19 protein-coding genes and 2 pseudogenes are annotated in these 23,320 nt (G+C 40.8%); 9 read left to right on the forward strand and 12 right to left on the reverse strand.

The window, feature by feature from the left end:
• Window positions 1-38 precede the first annotated feature (38 nt).
• The 11 genes from HT719_RS01185 to argR all read right to left on the reverse strand — a co-directional run bounded on the left by HT719_RS01185 (window position 39) and on the right by argR (window position 13,944).
• A complete protein-coding gene (locus HT719_RS01185; protein ID WP_020992831.1) occupies window positions 39-1,019 on the reverse strand; it encodes a PTS glucitol/sorbitol transporter subunit IIB in 981 nt (326 codons plus the stop codon).
• 16 nt (window positions 1,020-1,035) lie between these two features.
• Window positions 1,036-1,578: a PTS glucitol/sorbitol transporter subunit IIC gene (locus HT719_RS01190; RefSeq protein WP_172927959.1), complete on the reverse strand. Its 543-nt coding sequence runs from the start codon at window positions 1,576-1,578 to the stop codon at window positions 1,036-1,038.
• A 15-nt stretch (window positions 1,579-1,593) separates the two neighbouring features.
• Window positions 1,594-2,073 carry a transcriptional regulator GutM gene (locus tag HT719_RS01195; RefSeq protein WP_172927960.1) on the reverse strand — a complete coding sequence of 160 codons (480 nt, stop codon included), beginning with the start codon at window positions 2,071-2,073 and terminating at the stop codon, window positions 1,594-1,596.
• Window positions 2,073-3,899 carry a PTS sugar transporter subunit IIA gene (locus HT719_RS01200; protein ID WP_080673552.1) on the reverse strand — a complete coding sequence of 609 codons (1,827 nt, stop codon included), beginning with the start codon at window positions 3,897-3,899 and terminating at the stop codon, window positions 2,073-2,075. Before HT719_RS01200 ends, HT719_RS01195 begins: the two co-directional genes overlap by 1 nt.
• A gap of 62 nt (window positions 3,900-3,961) precedes the next feature.
• Window positions 3,962-4,762, reverse strand: a complete 801-nt coding sequence (locus tag HT719_RS01205) for an SDR family oxidoreductase (protein ID WP_023934055.1) — start codon at window positions 4,760-4,762, stop codon at window positions 3,962-3,964.
• A 182-nt stretch (window positions 4,763-4,944) separates the two neighbouring features.
• Window positions 4,945-6,294, reverse strand: a complete 1,350-nt coding sequence (locus tag HT719_RS01210) for a glucose-6-phosphate isomerase (RefSeq protein WP_172927961.1) — start codon at window positions 6,292-6,294, stop codon at window positions 4,945-4,947.
• 170 nt (window positions 6,295-6,464) lie between these two features.
• On the reverse strand, window positions 6,465-7,154 hold the full coding sequence (locus tag HT719_RS01215; protein WP_049524749.1) for a gamma-glutamyl-gamma-aminobutyrate hydrolase family protein: 690 nt from the start codon (window positions 7,152-7,154) through the stop codon (window positions 6,465-6,467).
• A 137-nt stretch (window positions 7,155-7,291) separates the two neighbouring features.
• Window positions 7,292-9,058, reverse strand: a complete 1,767-nt coding sequence (gene patB, locus HT719_RS01220; protein WP_172927962.1) for a multidrug efflux ABC transporter subunit PatB — start codon at window positions 9,056-9,058, stop codon at window positions 7,292-7,294.
• A 1-nt stretch (window position 9,059) separates the two neighbouring features.
• On the reverse strand, window positions 9,060-10,766 hold the full coding sequence (gene patA, locus HT719_RS01225) for a multidrug efflux ABC transporter subunit PatA (protein ID WP_125451560.1): 1,707 nt from the start codon (window positions 10,764-10,766) through the stop codon (window positions 9,060-9,062).
• A 146-nt stretch (window positions 10,767-10,912) separates the two neighbouring features.
• A complete protein-coding gene (gene mutS / locus HT719_RS01230) occupies window positions 10,913-13,447 on the reverse strand; it encodes a DNA mismatch repair protein MutS (RefSeq protein WP_172927964.1) in 2,535 nt (844 codons plus the stop codon).
• Window positions 13,448-13,497: 50 nt separating this feature from the next.
• A complete protein-coding gene (gene argR, locus HT719_RS01235; protein WP_023939905.1) occupies window positions 13,498-13,944 on the reverse strand; it encodes an arginine repressor in 447 nt (148 codons plus the stop codon).
• Between the two features lie 135 nt (window positions 13,945-14,079).
• Here argR and argS point away from each other — a divergent pair, with 135 nt between their 5' ends.
• Window positions 14,080-15,771, forward strand: coding sequence for an arginine--tRNA ligase (gene argS, locus HT719_RS01240; protein WP_172927966.1), 1,692 nt, complete (start codon window positions 14,080-14,082; stop codon window positions 15,769-15,771).
• A gap of 514 nt (window positions 15,772-16,285) precedes the next feature.
• On the opposite strand, the pseudogene HT719_RS01245 reads toward argS, so the two are convergent.
• Window positions 16,286-16,799 (reverse strand): annotated as a pseudogene (locus tag HT719_RS01245) (transposase); the annotation flags it as partial.
• On the opposite strand from HT719_RS01245, the pseudogene HT719_RS01250 reads away from it, so the two are divergent.
• From HT719_RS01250 to phoU, 8 genes and pseudogenes are all read left to right on the forward strand, one after another.
• Window positions 16,792-16,932, forward strand: a pseudogene (locus HT719_RS01250) (cupin domain-containing protein); the annotation flags it as partial. The pseudogenes HT719_RS01245 and HT719_RS01250 overlap by 8 nt on opposite strands.
• 83 nt (window positions 16,933-17,015) lie before the next feature.
• On the forward strand, window positions 17,016-17,723 hold the full coding sequence (locus tag HT719_RS01255) for a response regulator transcription factor (RefSeq protein WP_000166478.1): 708 nt from the start codon (window positions 17,016-17,018) through the stop codon (window positions 17,721-17,723).
• A complete protein-coding gene (locus tag HT719_RS01260; RefSeq protein ID WP_023939913.1) occupies window positions 17,724-19,055 on the forward strand; it encodes an ATP-binding protein in 1,332 nt (443 codons plus the stop codon).
• Window positions 19,056-19,221: 166 nt separating this feature from the next.
• Window positions 19,222-20,097 carry a substrate-binding domain-containing protein gene (locus HT719_RS01265; RefSeq protein WP_023939915.1) on the forward strand — a complete coding sequence of 292 codons (876 nt, stop codon included), beginning with the start codon at window positions 19,222-19,224 and terminating at the stop codon, window positions 20,095-20,097.
• Window positions 20,098-20,214: 117 nt separating this feature from the next.
• Entirely contained in the window at window positions 20,215-21,078 is an 864-nt protein-coding gene (pstC, locus tag HT719_RS01270; RefSeq protein ID WP_172927968.1) for a phosphate ABC transporter permease subunit PstC, read from the forward strand.
• The gene (gene pstA, locus HT719_RS01275) at window positions 21,071-21,886 is read left to right on the forward strand and encodes a phosphate ABC transporter permease PstA (protein WP_000049768.1); all 816 of its coding nucleotides are present in this window, start codon (window positions 21,071-21,073) and stop codon (window positions 21,884-21,886) included. Before pstC ends, pstA begins: the two co-directional genes overlap by 8 nt.
• A 1-nt stretch (window position 21,887) precedes the next feature.
• Window positions 21,888-22,640, forward strand: a complete 753-nt coding sequence (gene pstB / locus HT719_RS01280) for a phosphate ABC transporter ATP-binding protein PstB (RefSeq protein WP_000536446.1) — start codon at window positions 21,888-21,890, stop codon at window positions 22,638-22,640.
• A 14-nt stretch (window positions 22,641-22,654) separates the two neighbouring features.
• Complete coding sequence (gene phoU, locus HT719_RS01285; RefSeq protein WP_001245788.1) at window positions 22,655-23,305, forward strand: phosphate signaling complex protein PhoU; 651 nt, start codon at window positions 22,655-22,657, stop codon at window positions 23,303-23,305.
• Window positions 23,306-23,320 lie beyond the last annotated feature (15 nt).

The following is a 23,320-nucleotide window of genomic DNA, read 5'->3' on the forward strand; positions in this document are numbered from 1 at the left end:
CATAATAGTTGCTGTGTTTACGTGCATCTATCAAAGTTCTACTGATAAAGGCCAATACTAGCTATCCAAGCTACTAGCACCCGCGGAACACCATTTAGAAAGCGTGAATAAAGTACAGAAGGAACACCAACCTCAACTGTTTCAGCTTTGGCTTCAGATAGACCGAGTGCTACAGGGATGAAATCACAACCGTTTTGGGTGTTGATAGCAAATATAGCTGGTAGAGCCATTTGGGGTGGAATATTTCCTTTTCCGATTTCGACTCCAATTAAGGTTCCGATAATCTGACTGATAACAGCTCCGGGGCCTAACAAAGGAGATAGGAATGGCAAGGAACAGATAAAGCCAATCAAAATGAGCCCCCAGATGTTCCCCGCCAGGGGAACCATTAATTTTGCCAGCCAATTTCCAACACCTGAACCTTGAATAACCCCAATCAGCAAGGAAACAAAGGCCATGAAAGGAATGATTGTATTGAGCATTGTCTGAATGGCTTCACGAGCAGCCTGGTTGAAAGTCGCAACGACCTTCCCAGCGCCCATCCCAATTCGTGCTACAATACTTGTTTCAGCTTTTTGCTCTGTAATTTTTTTACTAGTATCGTAAGTTGGCTTTTCAGTTACCACAGTTGTCGCTTTTTCGTCTTCATTAGCAGCAGAAATTTGATTAAGGCCAACTGCTGACACATAGATTTCCTCGGTGATATATTGAGCTAGAGGGCCACTTTTCCCTGTAGCGACAATATTGATTGTAGGGATCCCCTTTTTAGGATAAATACCGCAGCGAAGAGTACCGCCGCAATCTACGATTGCTAAAGCAATTTCCTCATCTGGGATAGAAGTTTTAAACCCGTTAACAGCTTCCATACCGGTCAAATCAGCAATTTTATCTACAATATCTGGCTTTTCTCCGCCACCAGTGATATAGATGAATTTATGCTTAGCCTCACTAGGTGTAATGACCAAAGGGCCCCCGAAACCACCATTTCCTTTAACAACTTTTATACTCTTATATGACATAATTTCACTCTTTCTATCAATCAAATGTTTTACTCAAGGTAACACCTTGCTGTTTTGCTACATAAGCAGTTGTAAAATCGGTTACCCAACCGCCTACAAAGTTCATGACAATCCCAACAAGCATGTAACGAATGGCTAAGTCCGTTTGACTTAAACCTAAATTTTGAATTCCTGTTGCAATTCCCACCCATACAAACAACTCCCCAGGATTGATATGCGGGAATATACCATTTGAAGTATGGCAGAACTGCATCTGAGCTGCTACAAAACTAGGTTTATAATATTCTGGTAAGAAACGTCCCATACTAATCGCCATCGGATTCCCCAGCATAAAGGCTGAAATGAAAGGTAAAATCATATACCGGCTAACAGGATTTTTGGCAGAAATCTTAGCTAGGGAATTGACCTTCTCTTCTCCCAAGAAAGCGATAAGGGTATTCATTGCAATCAATAGCATCAAGACAAGAGGTACAATATTTGTCATCCAGCTAATAAAGGTTTCTCCACCTAATTGGAAGAGTTTCATAAAACTCTCTGCAAATTCTGTAATATAATTCATAAGGAACTCCTTTTCTTATTTTTTTTTAAATAACTGTTTAATAGATAATTGTAAGTAAGCCGCATAAAAGCCGAATCCCAGAAAAGAATCAGAAGAACTTGTCTCTTTCTCAATACCTGCCTCATGCCAAAGATAGACTTTTCTAGCATCTTCTATAGCTGATTGCATCAACTTATTTTCTTTTCTCACAAGAGGATTATACTTGTCAAAATAATGGATGTCTTCTCCAACATAATCGTCCATATTTTGAAAACGCGCTAAGATTGTGACTCCTTGCATTTTGCTAGCTTTAAGAACCCGACCGTTTTCATCAACCGCGAACATGACAATCGTACCGAATTTGATTCTTCCGGATTTCCTGCCAATCGCTACGCGCCCCAGTTTCCGGAGCATCGTATAGGTCTTATTGAAGTCTTTCAGTTGCTGCCAGCCGAGGAACATTTGAAATATATAAGCTGCCATGACAAATACAGCGAAAATTATTATCGAATTCATTAAAATACTCCTTTGCTCTTAGAAAATGATAGAAACTCTGTCTCTGTTTCTACAGCCCTCAATGCTTCTTTTAGAGAAGGCTCTCCTGCAATTCGAAAAATGTCGTCATACAATTCCAGCAATTCACTTTCCATTTTTCTTTCAATTTCTGAGGGTATGGCGACTAGAAAGATAAATTCAATCCATTCATCTCCTTTTTGATAAGGCTCTTCTAGTTTTCCGAACATTAAAATAGTCTTTGCATAACCCTGGTTAATTGTATGGGGGAACGCAATTCCTCCACCAAAAATGGTTGATTGCTTTTTCTCCCTATCAATTATCCGATTTCTAAAACCTTCATCAATCATCTGAAGTTTCTCTAACTCCGCAGACATATTTAGCAAGTATTGCTGATAGGTTTTTTGAGGGCTTAATCGAATAAAACGTAAGCTGACTGTTTCTAGATTTTTTTGATGAAAAGCATTGGCTTTCTGCCATTCTTCCTGCAGCCATTGATCATCAAAAAGATGATTAACTTGAATGACTGGAGATTTAGAATCTTTATATTTTAGAGGAACTGTCGTAAAAATCGCGAAATAGTCCTGATTCAATTCCACATTAAAATCCTCTTCAGAATACTGAGTAATGTCTACATCATTTCCAATGACTCGTCTGAGTTGCTGGATAATCATCGCAGCAGTTCCTCTTCCTGTTGTGCAAACCACAGCTATCTGCTTGCGAGAACCCTTAACAGCAGAATTTTGTTTTCTTAAAATCATTTCAAAATACAAAGCCAGATATCCGATTTCAGATAATTCCAATTCAGAACCAAAAATTGTAGATAGTTCTTCTCCAGCAATTTTCGCCATTTCAAAAGCAAAAGGATATTGAGTTTGAACCTCGCCATGAAATATATCATTAGCTTGCACATGGAAAATCAGTCGATTGATTAAGGACCCTAAATGAGACTTGATTTCTTCAAATAATTCTTCATCATCAAAGTGAACCAACATAGTTTCTTTGACTTTCTTGACAATCCCTTGAAAAATGTATGCAAGCTGTTCAGATTGATAAGACGGCTTGCTTAAAGTGTCAATAAAACGGACATTAAACGGAAAACACAAAAAGTCTATCTCAAACTGACTGAGGGAAATCTTATAAGTCACCTCAATATGATAGATTAATTTCTCAGCCAAATGTGTCTCTGTTAAATCATTCCTATAGTAGGGAATAGGACAATTCAACACCCTAGATGTATGAATACGATCCACCATAATTGAAAGGGTCTTTCGAAGGAGCTCCTGTGTTTCTTTAGGGATTTTATAATCCTGGACTAGCGTCTCCAGAAAAGAAGATGTTGCCTCAGTGAGTGTCCTTCCTTCAAAGTAAGGAGCCACTTGGTGAATATAGAGCAAGCGCAAATTCAGCTCGCTCCCCAAGACCTCCAGCCCACGATTGGGCTTTCCTGAAATAGTGATAGAGTAACTCTCTGCCAAAGATTTTACTTGTTTTAAATCCTTATTAAGGGTACTTCTACTAACACCTACTTCCTCAGCCAAATCGTCAATAAGAAGAGGGGAGGTTGACTCAATTAAACGTTTTAGCAAATAGGCGATTCTTTTACTGGAAGAATTGAAGTCACTCTCCTGTTTTAAACTACCAGATAAAATCTTTTCCAACTCTGTATAGTCATACACTTCTAACATTAATTGATCATCTTGTGAGATAATCTGGATATTAGGAGCCAAAACATCATTTAATTGTTGGATACTCTTTTGCAAGGTTTGCATACTAATATCCAGCTCCGAGCGCATATCTACCAAGAAATAAGTTGGCTGTGAGACCATTTTTTCTAAAATGTTATACCATCGATTTACTAAGGTCAACTCTCTTCCTCACCTTCATTTTTTTAACCGCGAGTTTTACCTCCGGCAATATTTGTAGTGACACCTGTTATATAGCTAGAACGGTCTGAAATATAGAACGCTACAAGATCAGCTACTTCCCGTAGTTTCCCACTCCGTCCCAATGGAGTCGTTGAAGTTGAAGCATAACCAGCTCGAATATCTTCTACCGTCTTTCCACGGGTATAAGCAAGAGCTTCCTCGTAAGAAAGAGTTCGAAGACCCGTAGCTTCCATAATTCCTGGAGCAATTCCAACCACACGTACACCATGTTTACCAAGCTCTTTCGCCCATGAACGAGTGTAACTATAGACTGCTGCTTTCGTGGCAGCATAGGCACTTTGTCCTTCAGAACCTTCCAAGCCTGCTTCTGAAGCCATGTTTACAATTACACCTTTTCTATTTTGAACCAGAATCCGGCCTACTGCCTGGCTAACCAAATACAGACCTTTTTGGTTAATCATTGTTACTTTTTCAAACGTTTCATCGTCTAACTCGTAAGGACCTTTAGGATTTTCTGCATCAATTAATAATCTAGGGACATTAATCCCCGCATTGTTGACCACCGCATCAATATTGCCAAATCTTTCAACTATTTTAGCGACTCCTACTTCTACTTCAGAGCGAGAAGTTACATCAACTTTTACAAATAATAGATTCGGGTGACGCAAATCGTTGTCGCTAAGGTCAAAATTCGCTACATTGACACCTAATTCCAGCAATTCTTCAACGATTGCCTTACCGATCCCAGATGACGCACCCGTCACAAGAACTGTTTTGCCTTTTATATTTAACCAATCATTCATTTTGATACCTCTCAAGTTTTATTTACAAGGCAATTATACAGCGCTTTCATAAAAGAATTAAGACACTCTTTTTTACACTGTTCAAAAAAATGATAAACTAATTAAAAGGCTTGTACTAAAAATCCACAAGAAATGAACTTGTGGATCTTTTTTATTCTGAATTAGCTCAACATATATGAGAATCAAAGACGTGCATTCAGTTCTGCACCGAGCTCTTCAAATCCTGGTTTTCCAAGAAGGGCGAACATGTTACGTTTGTAAGCTTCAACACCTGGTTGGTCAAATGGATTGATGGCATTCAAGTAACCAGAAAGGGCAATTGCCAATTCGAAGAAGTAAATAGTGTAACCAAGAGTGAAAGCGTCTTGCTCTGGAAGAGTCACGTACATGTTTGGTACATCACCATCTGTGTGGGCAAGAAGAACACCATCAGTCGCTTTTTTGTTTACAAAGTCAACGTCTTTTCCTTGAAGGTAACCAAGTCCATCAAGGTCTTCTTCCAATGTAGGAATAATCACGTTTTTACGAGGTTTGTCAACACGGACAACTGTTTCAAACATGATACGAGTTCCTTCTTGGATAAATTGACCAAGTGAGTGCAAGTCAGTTGAGAAGTTGGCTGAAGTTGGGTAGATACCTTTTTGGTCTTTTCCTTCTGATTCACCAGCCAATTGTTTCCACCATTCTGAGAAGTACTGAAGTGATGGCTCATAGTTTACCAAGATTTCAGTTGCATAGCCTTTACGGTAAAGGATGTTACGAACTGCTGCGTATTGGTAAGCTTCGTTTTCAGAGATTTTGTCTGAAGTGTAGTCTTTGCGAGCTGCGTTAGCACCTTCCATAAGGGCTTTGATATCAGCTCCTGATGCTGCGATTGGAAGCAAACCAACTGCTGTCAATACTGAGAAGCGTCCACCGATATCATCTGGAACCACAAATGTTTCCCAACCGTTAGCGTCGGCTTCAACCTTAACAGCACCTTTTTGGCGGTCAGTTGTTGCATAGATACGTTTGTTAGCTTCTTCTTGTCCGTATTTCTTAACCAAGAGTTCTTTGAAGACACGGAAAGCGATAGCTGGCTCAGTTGTTGTACCTGATTTAGAAATTACGTTTACTGAGAAGTCTTTGTCTGCAACATACTCTACCAAGTCAGCAAGGTAAGTAGATGAGATTGAGTTTCCTGCGTAAAGGATTTGTGGAGCTTTACGTTCTTCTTTTGTTTGCAAGTTAGCAAAGTGATGGTTCAAGAAATCGATTGCTGCTTTGGCACCAAGGTAAGATCCACCAATACCGATTACAACCAAAACATCGCTGTCTGATTTGATTTGCTCAGCAGCTTTCAAGATGCGGTCAAATTCTTCGCGGTCATAGTTTTCAGGAAGGTCCAACCATCCCAAGAAGTCGCTACCAGCACCAGTTCCTTTACGAATCAATTCATCTGCTGCTGTTACTTGTGATTGCATGTATTCCACTTCATGTGGTGCAACAAATTTGTCTAAAACTTTTGAATAATCAAATTTAATATGTGACATGTTATTCCTCCAATATTTCTTCTTTTCTATCATAACGCTTACCTTCGTTTTTTTCAAGTTTTTTTGTCGAATTTCTCCAATTTTTATCAGAATTCAAACGTTTGCGTAAAAATCCCATATTCCAAAAATTTTGAAAAAATAAAAGAAAGAACGACTAGATGTTCTAGTCGTTACAGTTCATTCAATAAATACTCAAATAATTCTAAATTACCATTCTCTTCATTAACCAGAAACTCTGGGTGCCACTGCAAACCGATAATGCGGTGCTCGTCGATAGACTCAATCGCTTCGATGGTCTGGTCTCTTGGATCAATAGCAGTTACACGGAAATTAGGTGCCAAATCTTTGATACTCTGACGATGTACGGAGTTGACCTGACTTTCTTTTCCAAATAGCTTAGCCACCACGCTTCCTTCCACTGTCTCAATAGAGTGAGATGTTCCGAAAGGCAGTCCTTGCCAGTGACCTTCGATTTCTTGATTTAGGGTTCCACCAAAGGCAACATTGACAAGTTGAACACCGCGACAGATTGCCATAATTGGTTTATTCTGACGAAGCGCTTCTTTCAAGAGGGCCAGTTCAAACTCATCACGTACTAGATTGTAATCATCGCTCTCGATGGTCTTTTTCTCTCCATAAAACTGAGGATGGACATTTTGGCCACCTGTCAAGATGAGTTTGTCAATCATTTCCACATAATCTCGTACAACTGACTCATCACCAACAGGAATGACTAAAGGGAGACCACCGACTTGACGGATGCTCTCTGCGAATCTACAAGATACAGATGAATGAATGTTTTTGCCTTCTGCGTCTACAGGACATAGATTTGCAGCAACTCCTACAACCGTTCTAGCCATAATGTCTCTCCTTTCGAATGTTAACGATAGTCCTATCATAGCACTCAAAATGACTTTCGTCTAATATGTTTTTTTTAAGGATGTGATAAATATTTTTTATGGACAAGAAAAAGCTGCCCCATAGGACAACTTCTTTCTTATTCAAAGACAAATTGATTGTGATAGAGTTCTGAGTAGAATCCACCTAGTTTCAAGAGTTCATGATGGCTACCGCGTTCAATGACTTCTCCATCTTTAAGGACAATAATCTGGTCTGCATTGAGAATGGTTTTCAAGCGGTGGGCAATGACAAAACTAGTTCTACCTGCTACAACTGCCTCCATGGCATGCTGAATCTTACTTTCTGTCACCGTATCTACGTTTGAAGTTGCTTCATCGAGAATGAGAACTTCTGGATCTGTCATCAGGGTTCGAGCGATAGAAATCAATTGTTTCTGCCCTGTCGAGAAGATGCTCTGGTCATCATCTATAAGAGTATCGTACTTATCAGGCAAGCTTTCGATGTAGTCGTGGATATGGGTTGCCTTGGCTGCTGCCTCAACCATTTCTTGACTAGCATCTGGCACACCGAAACGGATATTGTCTCGAATGGTTCCGCTAAAAAGAACGGAATCTTGCAAGACAATCCCGACCTTACTTCTGAGACTATCTAAATCATAGTCACGAATATCTTTCCCATCAAAATAAATTCCACCAGCATCAACATCATAAAAGCGATTGATGAGGTTCATAATAGTGGTTTTTCCTGAACCCGTCGGCCCAACAACCGCGGTCATCTGTCCTTTCGGAGCGGAAATGCTGACATCTTTCAAAATAGGTTTATCAGGCAAATATGAGAAATCAATGTGACTGATTTCAACACCTTCTTGCAACTTAGTGAAGATTGGAGCCTTTTCAGGTCGGATTTCTTCCTCTGCGTCAAACATTTCCTGAATCCGTTCAGCCCCCGTAAAGGCTAACTGAAGGCTTCCCCAACTAGCTGCAACTTGGATAATAGGCTGGTAGTACTGCTGTGAAAATTGGGCAAACATAACAATCAAACCTAAGGCTGTACTTGTTTCAATAGTCTTATCATTCAAAAGTACAGATGAACCAGCAAAGATGACGACAGCTGTATTAACCAGACTCATCCCATTCATGACAGGGAACAGAATTCCTGAGAACATTCTTCCTTTAAAGGTTGCCTTGCGTACGCGCTCATTTTGTTCAAGAAATCCTGCCATCATATCCTCTTGAATTCCTTGCACAATCACGGCTTTTTGGCCTGAGATACTCTCATCCATATAGGCGTTGAGCTTCCCTACCTCTTTCTGCTGGAGGTTGGTGTATTTGCGTGCCATTTTTACGATGAAAATCAGCATGAGGAAGGCAACTGGTGTGCTGGCAATGGTGATGAGGGCCAGCGTCACATTTCTCGAAAACATGACAAGAATCAAACCAATGTATAAAGCAATATTGCTCATGACCTGAATCAAGCTCTCGTTAAAGGCTTGGAGGATATTATCCAAATCACTGGTAAAACGAGACAGGATATCTCCATCTTGTCGGCGGTCAAAGAATGAAACCGTCAATCGCGCAAGCTTCCCAAAAAGGCCTTTGCGCATCTCGTTGGTCGATTCTGCAATCACGCGCGTCATAAGACACATGTATATCACACTAGAGATAAATAGAACCAAAACCAGCAGACCAAGATTGACCATGATTCCTGATAGACTCTGCCAAACAAGTTCTGGATTACCATCTTGATAAGCTTGAACTAAATTAGCTAGCTGCGTCACTGCTTGTCCAGAATATACCGGAAAGAGAGCTTGGGCAAGAGTCGCCAGAACAATCATCAGGATGACAACTACAAATGATAGCTTATAGACTTTAAAATAATTCCAAAAAAATTGAACTGTCTTCATTTTACTCCTCCTTTCCTTTCTGTGTTTCATAGATTTCACGGTAAACAGCATTGTTGGCAACCAAGTCTGTATGCGTCCCTTGACCAATCAATCGTCCTTGATCCAGTACCAAGATTTTGTCTGCATGGACAACCGAGCTAATCTTTTGCGCGATGATAATAGTTGTCGTCCCCTTCAAGTCCTTATTCAAGGCTTCCTGAACCAGGCGCTCTGACTTAGCATCCAAGGCTGAGGTCGAATCGTCAAAAATCAGAATACGTGGATCGCTGACAATCCCACGAGCAATCGACATCCTTTGTTTTTGCCCACCAGAGAAATTGGTTCCCCGTTCCTCAACTGGACTTTCAAAGGTTTTCTCCATACGATGAATGAATTCACTAGCCTGGGCAATATTAGCTGCGCGTTCCATTTCAAATAGAGTAGCATCTCCCTTACCCTGTCTCAAGTTATCTGCAATGGTTCCACTGAAGAGAATGGCACGTTGAAGAACGATAGAAACAGTTTTACGCAGGGTTCCTTCACTCACTTCTCGAATATCCTTACCTCCGATTTTAATAGAGCCTTCTTGCGGATCAAAGAGACGTGGAATCAATTGAGCCAAGGTTGATTTTCCTGCACCAGTCGCTCCAACTACACCAACCATTTGACCAGGTTCAATAGTAAAGGTCACATCTTTCAGCATCGGTTCCTTGTCCATTGGATAGGTAAAGGTTACATTTTCAAAGCTAAGACTTCCAACCAACTCTTCATCTGGCACATCCTTGAAGGTCATGGCTGGCTCTGCGTCAAGAATTTCTCGAATACGACGCATAGAAATCATAGCACGACTGACAGAATTTCCCAAAAATCCAACCATAACAATGGTAAAGATAATCTGGCTTAGGTAATTGACGAAGGATGCAATGGAGCCAACAACTGACGGATCCGACTGAACCATCCCCGCAACTAGCCAAATAGAGAGGAATACTGCCCCATAACCGACCAACATCATGAAAGGTTCCACTACTGAAAAGGCATAACCAATGTAAAGGTTTTGACCAAGAAGCTCGTCTGAAACCTCCGTAAACTTAGCAAACTGCTCTTTTTCTTGGACAAAGGACTTGACCACACGAACGCCACGCAAATTTTCCTTGGCAATGGCATTGATGCGCTCAAGAAGGGTTTGAAACTTGGCAAAACGAGGCCCCATCATTCCCATCATGACAGCAGTCAAAGCAAAAATCAAGACTACCATGAGAACAATCACCCACCATAGAGAGGGCAAAGTTTGAACCGCAAGGATAAACGAACCGATGAACAAGAGGGGAAGTCTGAAAAGAATTTGGAAGGTCATCATGACGACGTTCTGAATCTGGTTGATATCATTTGTCATTCGAACGACTAGATTTCCCGCATTAAATTGTTCAATATTGGCATAAGAAAAGGTTTGGATTTTACGGAAGGCATCCTCCCGAAGATCGGATGAAACTCCTTGGGCAATATAGGCTGCAAGGATAACATTAAGCCCACCAGCAACCAAACCGACCAAGGCCACACCAATCAACCAAGCCCCGATACTATAAATAGCTTCATATTCCCCAGCAAGGAGGGCGTCTAACACTTCCTGCAGATAACGCGGTTGCAGAAGTGAACTAGCAACCATCAAGCCTGTCATCAGAAGCGAAGCCAAGGCCTGCCACTTGTAGGTTTTTATTTTCTGAATTAGCATACTTTCTCCTTAAAAAATAGACAAAAGGGAGCGACAATTTGTCAGCTCCTTCTCATTCTGTTTGTGTGATGTTATTCTAGCAAAAAAGTGGGGACTTGTCAAAGAAGTATCCTTGATACAGCTAGAATGATCAGCAATTCTTGGATTTATAGTTTCTGTTTTAACTCTACTAAGACATTCATAGCCTGCATAGGTGTCATATTGTAAACATCCAGTTTAGACAATTCTGCTAGAATAGGATGTTCTTCAGTCGTATCAAAGAGTGAAATCTGTTCAGTGACAGCACTTGTTTGTCTCATGGGAGTAGGATTTTTTGTGCCTTGATTCTCTAACTGAGTCAAAATCTTATCCGCCCTTGCTAAAAGGTCTGCTGGCAAGCCAGCAATCTTGGCAACATGGATACCGTAGGATTTGTCAGCTGGTCCTGGTTCAATCTTGTGAAGGAAGGTGACCTGCCCATCCTGCTCCAAAGTTGCCACGTGGACATTGACCAAATGTTGTAAACTAGACTCCAGACTAGTCAACTCATGGTAGTGGGTCGCAAAGAGGGTCTTGGCTCCAATATGCTCATGGATATATTCGATGATGGACTGAGCAAGAGCCATACCGTCATAAGTTGCAGTTCCCCGTCCTAACTCATCAAAGAGAATCAAGGAATTCTTTGTTGCATGCGAAATAGCATTGTTGGCCTCCATCATCTCCACCATAAAGGTTGATTGGCCTGAAACCAAGTCATCTGCTGCTCCGATACGGGTAAAAATGGCATCAAAAATCGGTAAATGGGCGCTTTCCGCTGGCACATAAGAACCCAGCTGGGCCATAACCGCCGTCATGGCTAACTGACGCATGTAGGTTGACTTCCCGCTCATGTTTGGCCCTGTAATCAGTTGAATACTAATATCTTCTGCCATCTGAATCGTATTGGGAATATAGGTCTGAGCCCCCATGACCTTTTCAACGACAGCATGGCGCCCTTTCTGGATATCAATTCGCGAATCATCTCTGAATTCAGGTCGAATCAAATGCTGGGTTTCAGCCACAACCGCCAGACTCTGTAAGACATCAACTGTCGCAATTCCTTGAGCTAGAGCCTGCAAACGCTGGATGTACTTGCTGACCTCTTCACGAATACGCATAAAAATTTCGTACTCTAGGTTAGCTGACTTCTCACGCGCCTCCAGCATATCTCCCTCGATACGGGCTAATTCTTCGGTTCCAAAACGTTCTGAGTTTTTCAGCGTTGCCTTGCGGAAAAAGTGAGCAGGCACATTTCCTAGTTGCGAATTGGTCACATGGAAATAATAGCCATCTTTTTTATTGTAGTCAATCTTGAGCGTACTAATACCAGAGTTTTCTCGCTCCTTAGCCTCAATTTCAGCAATCCAACCAGTCCCTTCTCTGAGAACTCGACGGTACTTGTCTAAAGTCTCATCAAATCCAGTTCGGATAATTCCCCCATCTGTAATCACATGAGGAGCTTCAGGAGCAATCGCTGCGCTAATCAAACTTTCTAACTCAGGGATTCCATCCAGTTGTTCGATGAGATAAGCTAGAGCAGGTTGCTCCATTCCTTCTAAAATCGCACGAATCCTTGGCACACTAGACAAGGTGGTCGCCAACTGCAAGAGATCCTTGGGATTGGTTTTTCCAAAAGAAACACGACTAGCCAAGCGTTCGATATCATAGACACCCTTGAGGCTGTCTGTCAAATCACTGCGCTCAAAGAAATGGTCGAGAAAGACCTGCACCACCTCTTGACGTTGGACGATTCGTTCCTTATCAATCAAGGGACGATGAATCCAAGAACGTAACAGACGCATACCCATAGCTGTTTTAGTTTCATCCAAAAGCCAGAAAAGACTGCCTTGCTTCTTACCTGAACGAGCATTCTCAACCAAATCCAAACTAGCCTTGGTCGCATAATCCATCTGCAAGAAATCCTTGATTTCATAACGGATAACAGGTTTGAGGTGGTTCAATTCCCTCATCTGGGTTCGATGGACATACTGGAGCAACTTACTAGATGCCGCTTGCTCCACAGCTGCCAATCGCGAATCCAGTAAATGAAGGTCTTCAAAGCTTTCTTTTTCATAAGAGAGTACCAGATTCATCTGGCGACTGAGGATTTGTTCCTCTTCCTCAGACAAATCATAGCCCAGCACCACTTCTCGAGCCTTGAGATTGCGGATTTCCCCACAAACCAGCGTGAAATCCAAAAGACCTGTCACATAAAAGTCACCCGTCACCAGGTCCATATAAGCTAGGCCAAATTGATTGCCAGCACGGTCTATGGCAACCAAAAAATTATTCTGACTGTCCAGCTTACTGCTATCGACCACTGTCCCTGGCGTAATAACCTGAACAACTTCTCGTTTCACAACCCCAACCGCTTGTTTAGGATCTTCCATCTGCTCTGCGATAGCCACCTTATAGCCCTGCTCAATCAAGACATCGATATACTGTTGGGCAGAATGATAGGGGACACCCGCCATAGGAATCGGATTGTCGGCATTCTTGTTGCGACTCGTTAAGGAAATTTCCAGAATCTGCGCAGCATTGACCGCATCCTCATAAAATAATTCATAAAAATCACCCATCCGAAAGAGCAAAAACGCATCTGGATATTGCTTTTTAATCTCCACATACTGTTGCATGCCAGGTGATAGCTTTTCTGTCGCCATTGTCCGTCTCTCCTTGTCAAAAATAAGTCTTGAGAGCAACTCTCAAGACCTTACTTATCTTTCATCAAATCTAGCAAACGATCTTCCATGAGTTTGGCAACGTGCTGGTCTCGACAAATGACCAATAAGGTATTGGCACCAGCAACTGTTCCTAAAATCCATTCATCCTTGTTTGCATCTACAATATTTGCCAAAACAGAAGCTTCTCCCAGTTTGGTATGAAGCACCAAGGTAAACTCTGCTCTTGCAACACCTTCTAAATGATGAGACAAAAATTCCACCAAATCAATCTTTTCTGTCTCATTTGCTAGTACATAATACACCATATCATTTTTCTTGACCTTGGTCAAGCCGATTTCGCGCAAATCACGAGACAGGGTTGTCTGCGTCACACAAACATTGTGTGCCTCCAACCGATCTTGAATTTCTTTTTGTGTACTTAATTTCTCCTCAGTAATCATTTTTTTTATTAACTGATGACGATCTCTTTTTCTCATAAAATCCTCTTATGTGAATATTTATAACTATTTTTATAACTATATTATACCAAAAAAATAGGAGATTTCAAAAATTTTTTCTTCTTTCTTTAAAATTGTGATAAAATAGTAGAAAAGTCCAAAAAGGAGCTCTTAATGAATACAAAAGAATTGATTGCTAGCGAATTGGCTAGCGTCATTGATAGCCTGGACCAAGAGGCTATTTTAAATTTACTGGAAACCCCTAAAAACTCAGAAATGGGAGACATTGCTTTCCCTGCTTTTTCTCTTGCAAAAGCCGAACGTAAAGCACCTCAAATGATTGCGGCTGAACTGGCTGAAAAAATTAACAGCCAAGCCTTTGAAAAGGCTGTTGCAACAGGACCTTACGTCAACTTTTTCCTTGATAAATCTGCCATTTCTGCTCAAGTATTGCAAGCTGTTATCACTGAAAAAGAACACTATGCTGATCAAACTATTGGCAAACAAGAAAATGTTGTTATCGATATGTCTAGTCCCAATATCGCTAAGCCATTCTCTATTGGCCACCTACGCTCAACTGTTATCGGAGATAGCTTGTCACATATTTTCCAAAAAATCGGTTATCAAACAGTCAAGGTCAACCACTTGGGAGACTGGGGTAAACAGTTTGGGATGTTGATTGTTGCCTACAAAAAATGGGGCGACGAAGAAGCTGTAAAAGCTCATCCAATTGATGAACTTCTTAAACTCTATGTCCGCATCAATGCTGAGGCTGAAAATGACCCTAGCTTGGATGAAGAAGCACGCGAATGGTTCCGTAAACTGGAAAATGGAGATGAGGAAGCCCTCGCTCTCTGGCAATGGTTCCGTGATGAAAGTTTGGTGGAATTTAACCGCCTTTACAATGAATTGCAGGTTGATTTTGACAGCTATAACGGAGAAGCCTTCTACAACGATAAGATGGATGCAGTTGTAGACATTCTTTCTGAAAAAGGCCTTCTTGTTGAATCAGAAGGTGCCCAAGTTGTGAATCTTGAGAAATATGGAATTGAACATCCAGCCCTTATCAAAAAATCTGATGGTGCAACTCTCTATATCACACGTGACTTGGCTGCAGCCCTTTACCGTAAAAACGAATACCAATTTGCTAAATCTATCTACGTAGTTGGTCAAGAGCAATCTGCCCACTTTAAACAGCTCAAAGCTGTCTTGCAAGAGATGGGCTACGATTGGAGTGACGACATTACTCATGTTCCTTTTGGTTTGGTTACAAAAGAAGGGAAAAAACTCTCTACCCGTAAAGGGAATGTCATCTTGCTAGAGCCCACTGTTGCAGAGGCTATTAGTCGTGCAAAAGCCCAAATTGAAGCAAAAAATCCTGAATTGGAAAATAAAGATCAGGTAGCACATGCTGTTGGGGTTGGAGCCATTAAGTTCTATGACCTCAAGACTGACCGTACAAACGGATATGACTTCGACTTAGAGGCCATGGTATCCTTCGAGGGTGAAACTGGACCTTATGTTCAATACGCCTACGCTCGTATCCAATCGATCTTACGCAAAGCGGATTTCAAACCAGAAACAGCTGGCAACTATAGCTTGAATGATGCTGAAAGCTGGGAAATCATTAAACTCATTCAAGACTTCCCACGTATTATCAACCGTGCGGCAGATAACTTTGAACCTTCTATCATTGCTAAATTTGCAATTAACCTAGCTCAATCCTTTAACAAATACTATGCACATACACGTATCTTGGATGAAAGCCCAGAACGCGACAGCCGTCTAGCCCTCAGCTACGCAACCGCAGTCGTTCTCAAAGAAGCCCTTCGCTTGCTCGGAGTAGAAGCGCCAGAGAAGATGTAAATCGCCAAAGTTACTTGATTGCAAAGCAATCTAAGTAACTAACGCTAAATCCTATCAGGTATTTGGCTAGGCGCTTCACTAGTTTTAGGACATAAATATGATCGATTTATGTTCTAAAACGTCGTAATCTTAAAATTATTGGAACTAAAGTTCCTAATTGTTAGACGCTAGCCGCTTATATGCGGACTAGCTAACTGCTTCACTAGTCATGGTCTCTAAATATAATCGATTTAGAGACCATGACGTCGTAACTAGAGACACTTGTCTAAACGCTTTACTAATTCATCTAACCAAATAATATCGATTTGATTTGGTTCATGTCGTAATCTTTTAATTACTTGATTGCAAAGTAGTCTAAGCAACTAACGCCAAATCCTATCAGGGATTTGCTTAGACGCTTCACTAGTAAAGAAACATAAATATTATCGATTTATGTTTCTTTACGTCGTAACCAGAGACACTTGCCTAAACGCTTCACTAATTCACCTAACCAAATAATAGACTTCCTGCAAAACTAGAATCCTAGTTCATGATTGATAATACCAGCAATCAAATTCATTCGTAATCCGAAGCGTTTACGATGATTTCGATAGGTTGTTGAAAACATTTTAAACGTTTTTACTTTGGCAAAGATGTTCTCAACCTTGCTTCTCTCCTTAGATAGCGCATGGTTATAGGCTTTCTCTTCAGCTGTTAGCGGCTTGAGTTTGCTGGATTTACGTGGAGTTTGTGCTTGAGGATATACCTTCATAAGCCCTTGATAAGCACTGTCAGCCAAGATTTTACCAGCTTGTCCGATATTTCTGCGACTCGTTTTGAACAACTTCATATCATGACAATAGTTCACAGTGATCTCCAAAGAAACAATTCTCCCTTGGCTTGTGACAATCGCCTGAGCCTTCATAGCGTGGCATTTCTTTTTACCAGAATCATTCGCTAATTGTTTTTTTAGGACGATTGATTTTTACTTCCGTCGCATCAATCATTACCGTGTCCTCAGAACTGAGAGGAGTTCTTGAAGTTGATAAGGATTATGCTCTGGTTTCTTGTCTTGTTGCTCCTGGTTTTGAATTTGAGGATTTTGAATTATTTGAAAGGGTAGATCTACTGGCGACCTATCTAGAGCACAAGGAGATGATTGAGCGTTTGACCAGATCCTAGTCTTGATAAGCAAATTTAATCTGATTTAGCAATGTTAGGATTTCTGATAATTGTGTTATAATGTTACCAATAGGAGATAATAGATGACAAAACAAGTCTTATTAGTGGATGATGAAGAACACATTCTGAGATTGCTTGACTACCATTTAAGTAAGGAAGGCTTTTCTACTCAATTGGTAACAAATGGACGGAAGGCCTTAGCTTTGGCAGAAACAGAACCCTTTGATTTTATCTTGCTTGATATCATGTTACCACAATTAGATGGCATAGAAGTTTGTAAGCGGCTGAGAGCCAAAGGCGTCAAAACTCCAATTATGATGGTTTCTGCGAAAAGTGATGAATTTGATAAGGTTTTGGCCTTGGAATTAGGGGCTGATGACTACCTGACCAAGCCTTTTAGCCCTAGAGAATTGCTGGCGCGTGTCAAGGCTGTCCTCAGGCGAACTAAAGGAGAACAAGAAGGAGATGATTCAGATAATATCGCTGACGATTCTTGGCTATTTGGGACCTTGAAAGTATACCCTGAGCGTCATGAAGTCTACAAGGCGAATAAGTTACTGAGTTTGACCCCAAAAGAATTTGAACTCTTGCTCTATCTTATGAAACATCCCAACATGACACTGACTAGAGAGCGTCTTTTGGAACGTATCTGGGGGTATGACTTTGGGCAGGAAACACGTTTGGTGGACGTTCATATTGGTAAGTTGAGGGAAAAAATTGAAGACAATCCTAAAGCCCCTCAATTTATTCGAACCATTCGGGGTTATGGTTATAAGTTCAAGGAGTTATAGATGAAACGCTACCTTCAATTTTGGCTAGTCAATCTAAGTGTTAGCCTCATTCTGATTGCAGGGATGGCATTAACTTGGATCAGTAAAGGCATCGGTCTCTTTCTTCTAGCCCTTTCTTTGGGACTAGGTAGCTACTGGCTCTTTTGCCTTTGGAAATGGGAAGTTGCTTTTGAGACCTTGCACCAACCTCTCTTGACCAGTAGTGAATACTTTTTAGAAAAAGGGCAAGAAGACTTAAAGTCTTTGGCTCAGTATGTGTCTGGCCTAAAAACCAAAGTCTCCCAACAGGATCAGCAATACAAGGACCTAGCCGAAACAATGGAGGTTCTTCTGTCGCACCTAACCATGGGGACGTTTTTAGTTTCCGCTCAAGGTCAGATGTTATTATCCAGTCGCTCTCTGCCTCATTATTTTCCCGATGTGGACGGCGACATAAGTTCACTTGATGACCTCAAACGGATGGATATTCGGAATTTAGTTCACCAAGCCTTTGATCAAAAAACAAGGTTAAAACAAGAAGTAAGTGGGTTTCATGAGGGTGACTTGATTTTAGAAGTGACAGCAGTTCCCGTTTTTAGCCCCACCCAATCTGTGGAAGCTGTGCTCGTCTTGCTATATGATTTAACAACGATTAGAACTTATGAAAAGTTAAATTTAGCCTTTGTCTCAAATGCCTCCCATGAGTTGAGGACACCAGTTACTTCGATTAAGGGCTTTGCTGAAACCATTAAGGGGATGTCAGTTGAAGAAGAAGCGCTCAAGGATGACTTTCTAGACATTATTTACAAAGAAAGCTTGCGTCTTGAGCATATTGTTGAGCATCTTCTTACCTTATCTAAGGCTCAACAAATGCCTGTACAATGGACGACCCTTTCTTTGGCAGAATTTGTACAGGATTTGACTCAAAGCTTGCAACCTCAGCTCAAGAAGAAGGATTTACAGCTAAAGGTGCAGGTGCCAGATGATGTCACCCTCGTATCAGATAGTCAATTACTTTCCCAAATCTTACTCAATCTTTTAACCAATGCCATCCGTTACACTGAACAAGGGGGAAAAATTGAGGTCAAGACCCAAAAGGTGAACGAAGGCATTAAGATTTCTGTGTCAGATACAGGGATTGGTATTAGTCAATTAGAGCAGGATCGTATTTTTGAACGTTTTTACCGAGTTAATAAAGGTCGAAGCAGACAAACTGGTGGCACTGGTCTTGGCCTTGCTATTGTCAAAGAACTTAGTCAATTATTAGGTGGCCAAGTCACGGTGACGAGTCAGCTTGGCAGAGGCAGTTGCTTCACGATTTTTCTTCCTAACCAATCTTTCGCACAGGACTAATAATTTTTAAAGCTATTTTTAGGAGCAGCCACTTTTCAAAAGTGGCTTTTTTTGATTCTTTACACAATCTTTACATGAATCAGTGATAAACCTTTACAAAGACTTGTTAGACTATAAGTGTAGTAATCCTACACAAGAAAAATACATAGAAATAAAGGTGATTATTATGAAATTCAAAAAAATGCTTACTCTTGCAGCCATTGGCTTATCAGGATTTGGGCTTGTTGCCTGTGGCAATCAGTCATCTGCTTCCAAACAGTCAGCTTCAGAAACGATTGAGGTGATTTCACGAGAAAATGGCTCTGGAACACGGGGTGCCTTCACAGAAATCACAGGGATTCTCAAAAAAGACGGTGATAAAAAAATTGACAACACTGCCAAAACAGCTGTGATTCAAAATAGCACAGAAGGTGTTCTCTCAGCAGTTCAAGGGAATGCTAATGCTATCGGCTACATCTCCTTGGGATCTTTAACGAAATCTGTCAAGGCTTTAGAGATTGATGGTATCAAGGCTAGTCGAGACACAGTTTTAGATGGTAAATACCCTCTTCAACGTCCCTTCAACATTGTTTGGTCTTCTAATCTTTCCAAGCTAGGTCAAGATTTTATCAGCTTTATCCACTCCAAACAAGGTCAACAAGTGGTCACAGATAATAAATTTATTGAAGCTAAAACCGAAACCACAGAATATACAAGCCAACACTTATCAGGCAAGTTGTCTGTTGTAGGTTCCACTTCAGTATCTTCTTTAATGGAAAAATTAGCAGAAGCTTATAAAAAAGAAAATCCCGAAGTTACGATTGATATTACCTCTAATGGGTCTTCAGCAGGTATTACCGCTGCTAAGGAGAAAACCGCTGATATTGGTATGGTTTCTAGGGAATTAACTCCTGAAGAAGGTGAGAGTCTCAGCCATGATGCTATTGCTTTAGACGGTATTGCTGTTGTGGTCAATAATGACAATAAGGCAAGCCAAGTCAGTATGGCTAAACTTGCAGACGTTTTTAGTGGCAAATTAACCACCTGGGACAAAATTAAATAAAATGTTTGCTCCATAAATCTCTAAAGAGATGCAGACGTTTCATCGTACAATAAGATAAAGAAGGCAAGTAGGGAGGTGTCGCATCTCCCTTACTTTCTTCACTAGAAAGGACAAAATGTGACAAAACAAGCCTTCAAGGAAGCAGTTTTTAGGGCAATTTTTTTCATGAGTGCAGCAGTAGCTGTTGTAGCTATTTTGCTAATCTGTTTCTTTATTTTTAGTAATGGCTTGCCTTTCATGGCTAACTACGGCTTTACCCGTTTTTTATTAGGCAGTGATTGGTCGCCAACGAACAATCCGGCAAGCTATGGTATTTTACCAATGATTGTTGGTTCCTTATTAATTACCTTAGGAGCGATTGTGATTGGGGTGCCAACAGGCATCTTGACATCGGTGTTTATGGTTTATTATTGTCCAAAGCCCGTCTATGGCTTCTTAAAATCAGCTATCAACTTGATGGCGGCCATTCCATCTATTGTTTATGGTTTTTTCGGCCTACAATTATTGGTGCCTTGGATTAGAACCTTTTTAGGAAATGGCATGAGTGTCCTAACCGCTTCGTTACTATTAGGAATAATGATTTTGCCAACCATTATCAGTTTGTCAGAATCTGCTATCCGAACAATTCCCAAAACGTATTATTCTGGTAGCTTGGCTCTAGGAGCTAGTCATGAACGGAGTATTTTTAGTGTCATCTTGCCAGCTGCGAGATCTGGTATTTTATCAGCAGTTATTTTAGGAATCGGTCGCGCAGTAGGCGAAACCATGGCAGTTATTTTGGTGGCAGGCAACCAGCCGATTATTCCAAGTGGACTCTTTTCAGGAACCAGAACCTTAACAACCAATATTGTTCTGGAAATGGCTTACGCATCAAGTCAGCATAGGGAAGCCCTTATTGCAACCTCAGCAGTTCTCTTTTTCCTTATTCTCTTGATTAATGCCTACTTTGCCTACTTGAAAGGAAAATCATCTTATGAGTAAATACCTGCTAAAACTTCTCGTTTATTGTTTTTCAGCTTTAACCTTTGGCTCTCTCTTTTTAATCATTGGTTTTATCCTCATCAAAGGCTTACCTCATCTAAGTCTATCCCTCTTTTCTTGGACTTATACTTCTGAGAACATTTCCCTTATGCCAGCGATTATTTCCACCGTTATTCTGGTCTTTGGTGCTCTTCTTTTAGCCTTGCCCATAGGGATTTTTGCTGGTTTTTATCTTGTGGAATATACAAAAAAAGATTCCCTTTGTGTTAAAATCATGCGATTGGCCTCAGATACCTTGTCTGGGATTCCTTCCATTGTTTTTGGTCTGTTTGGCATGCTCTTCTTTGTAGTCTTCTTAGGTTTTCAATACTCTCTGTTATCAGGAATCTTAACCTCAGTCATCATGGTGTTGCCAGTCATTATTCGCTCAACAGAAGAAGCCCTTTTATCTGTTAGTGATAGCATGCGTCAAGCAAGTTATGGACTTGGGGCAGGTAAGTTACGGACTGTTTTTAGAATTGTTCTACCAGTTGCCATGCCAGGTATTTTAGCTGGAGTGATACTAGCTATTGGCCGTATCGTTGGTGAGACAGCTGCCCTCATGTATACATTAGGTACCTCTACCAATACGCCAAGTAGTCTCATGTCTTCAGGTCGTTCTCTAGCCCTGCATATGTATATGCTGTCAAGTGAGGGGCTACATGTCAATGAAGCCTATGCTACCGGTGTGATTTTGATTATTACTGTTTTAATGATAAATACTCTATCAAGCTTATTATCTCGAAAACTTGTGAAAGGAGCTTCCTAGTATGGGAACATTTTCAGTCAGACACCTAGACTTATTTTACGGGGACTTTCAAGCCTTAAAAAATATTTCGATTCAATTACCAGAAAGACAGATTACTGCCTTGATAGGCCCATCTGGTTGTGGTAAATCAACTTTTCTAAAAACCCTTAATCGGATGAACGATTTGGTTCCTTCTTGCCATATTGAAGGCCAAGTCCTCTTAGATGAGCAAGATATTTATAGTAGCAAATTCAACCTTAATCAGCTACGTAAGCGTGTAGGGATGGTTTTTCAACAGCCTAATCCCTTTGCCATGTCTATCTATGATAACGTGGCTTATGGCCCAAGGACACATGGTATTCGAGACAAAAAACAATTAGATGCCTTAGTGGAAAAATCTTTAAAAGGGGCAGCCATTTGGGACGAAGTCAAAGATAATCTTAAAAAGAGTGCCATGTCCTTATCAGGCGGTCAGCAGCAACGCCTTTGCATTGCGCGAGCTTTAGCAGTAGAACCTGATATTCTGTTAATGGATGAGCCGACTTCAGCCTTAGACCCTATCTCCACTTTAAAAATTGAAGACCTCATTCAGCAACTAAAAAAGGATTATACGATTATCATTGTTACCCATAACATGCAACAAGCTTCACGTATTTCAGATAAAACTGCTTTTTTCTTAACAGGAGAAATTTGCGAATTTGGAGATACCGTTGACGTGTTTACCAATCCAAAAGATCAGCGCACAGAAGACTATATTTCAGGACGGTTCGGATAAGGAAGGAAAAACCTATGAGAAATCAATTTGATTTAGAATTGCATGAATTAGAACAATCCTTTTTAGGACTAGGACAACTTGTCCTTGAAACAGCTTCAAAAACCTTACTGGCCTTAGCCTCCAAAGACAAGGAGATGGCAGAGCTAATTATCAATAAGGATCATGCTATCAACCAAGGTCAAAGCGCTATCGAATTGACCTGTGCCCGTTTGTTGGCCTTGCAGCAGCCACAAGTGTCTGACCTTCGATTTGTGATTAGCATCATGTCTTCTTGTTCAGACCTTGAACGTATGGGAGACCATATGGCAGGCATTGCCAAAGCTGTTTTGCAACTAAAAGAAAATCAACTAGCCCCTGACGAAGAACAGTTACACCAAATGGGTAAATTATCCCTCAGCATGCTAGCCGATTTATTGGTTGCCTTTCCTTTGCACCAAGCCTCAAAAGCTATTAGTATTGCTCAAAAAGATGAACAGATTGACCAATATTATTATGCCTTATCAAAGGAAATCATTGGACTTATGAAAGACCAAGAAACCTCAATTCCCAATGGAACTCAATACCTTTATATCATAGGGCATCTGGAACGCTTCGCTGATTACATTGCTAACATTTGTGAACGCCTAGTCTACCTAGAAACAGGAGAACTAGTGGATTTGAATTAATTCAACTAATCCTTA

The sequence above is a fragment of the Streptococcus sp. k-378 genome (assembly GCF_013277505.1).
Taxonomy (GTDB): Bacteria; Bacillota; Bacilli; order Lactobacillales; family Streptococcaceae; genus Streptococcus; species Streptococcus pseudopneumoniae.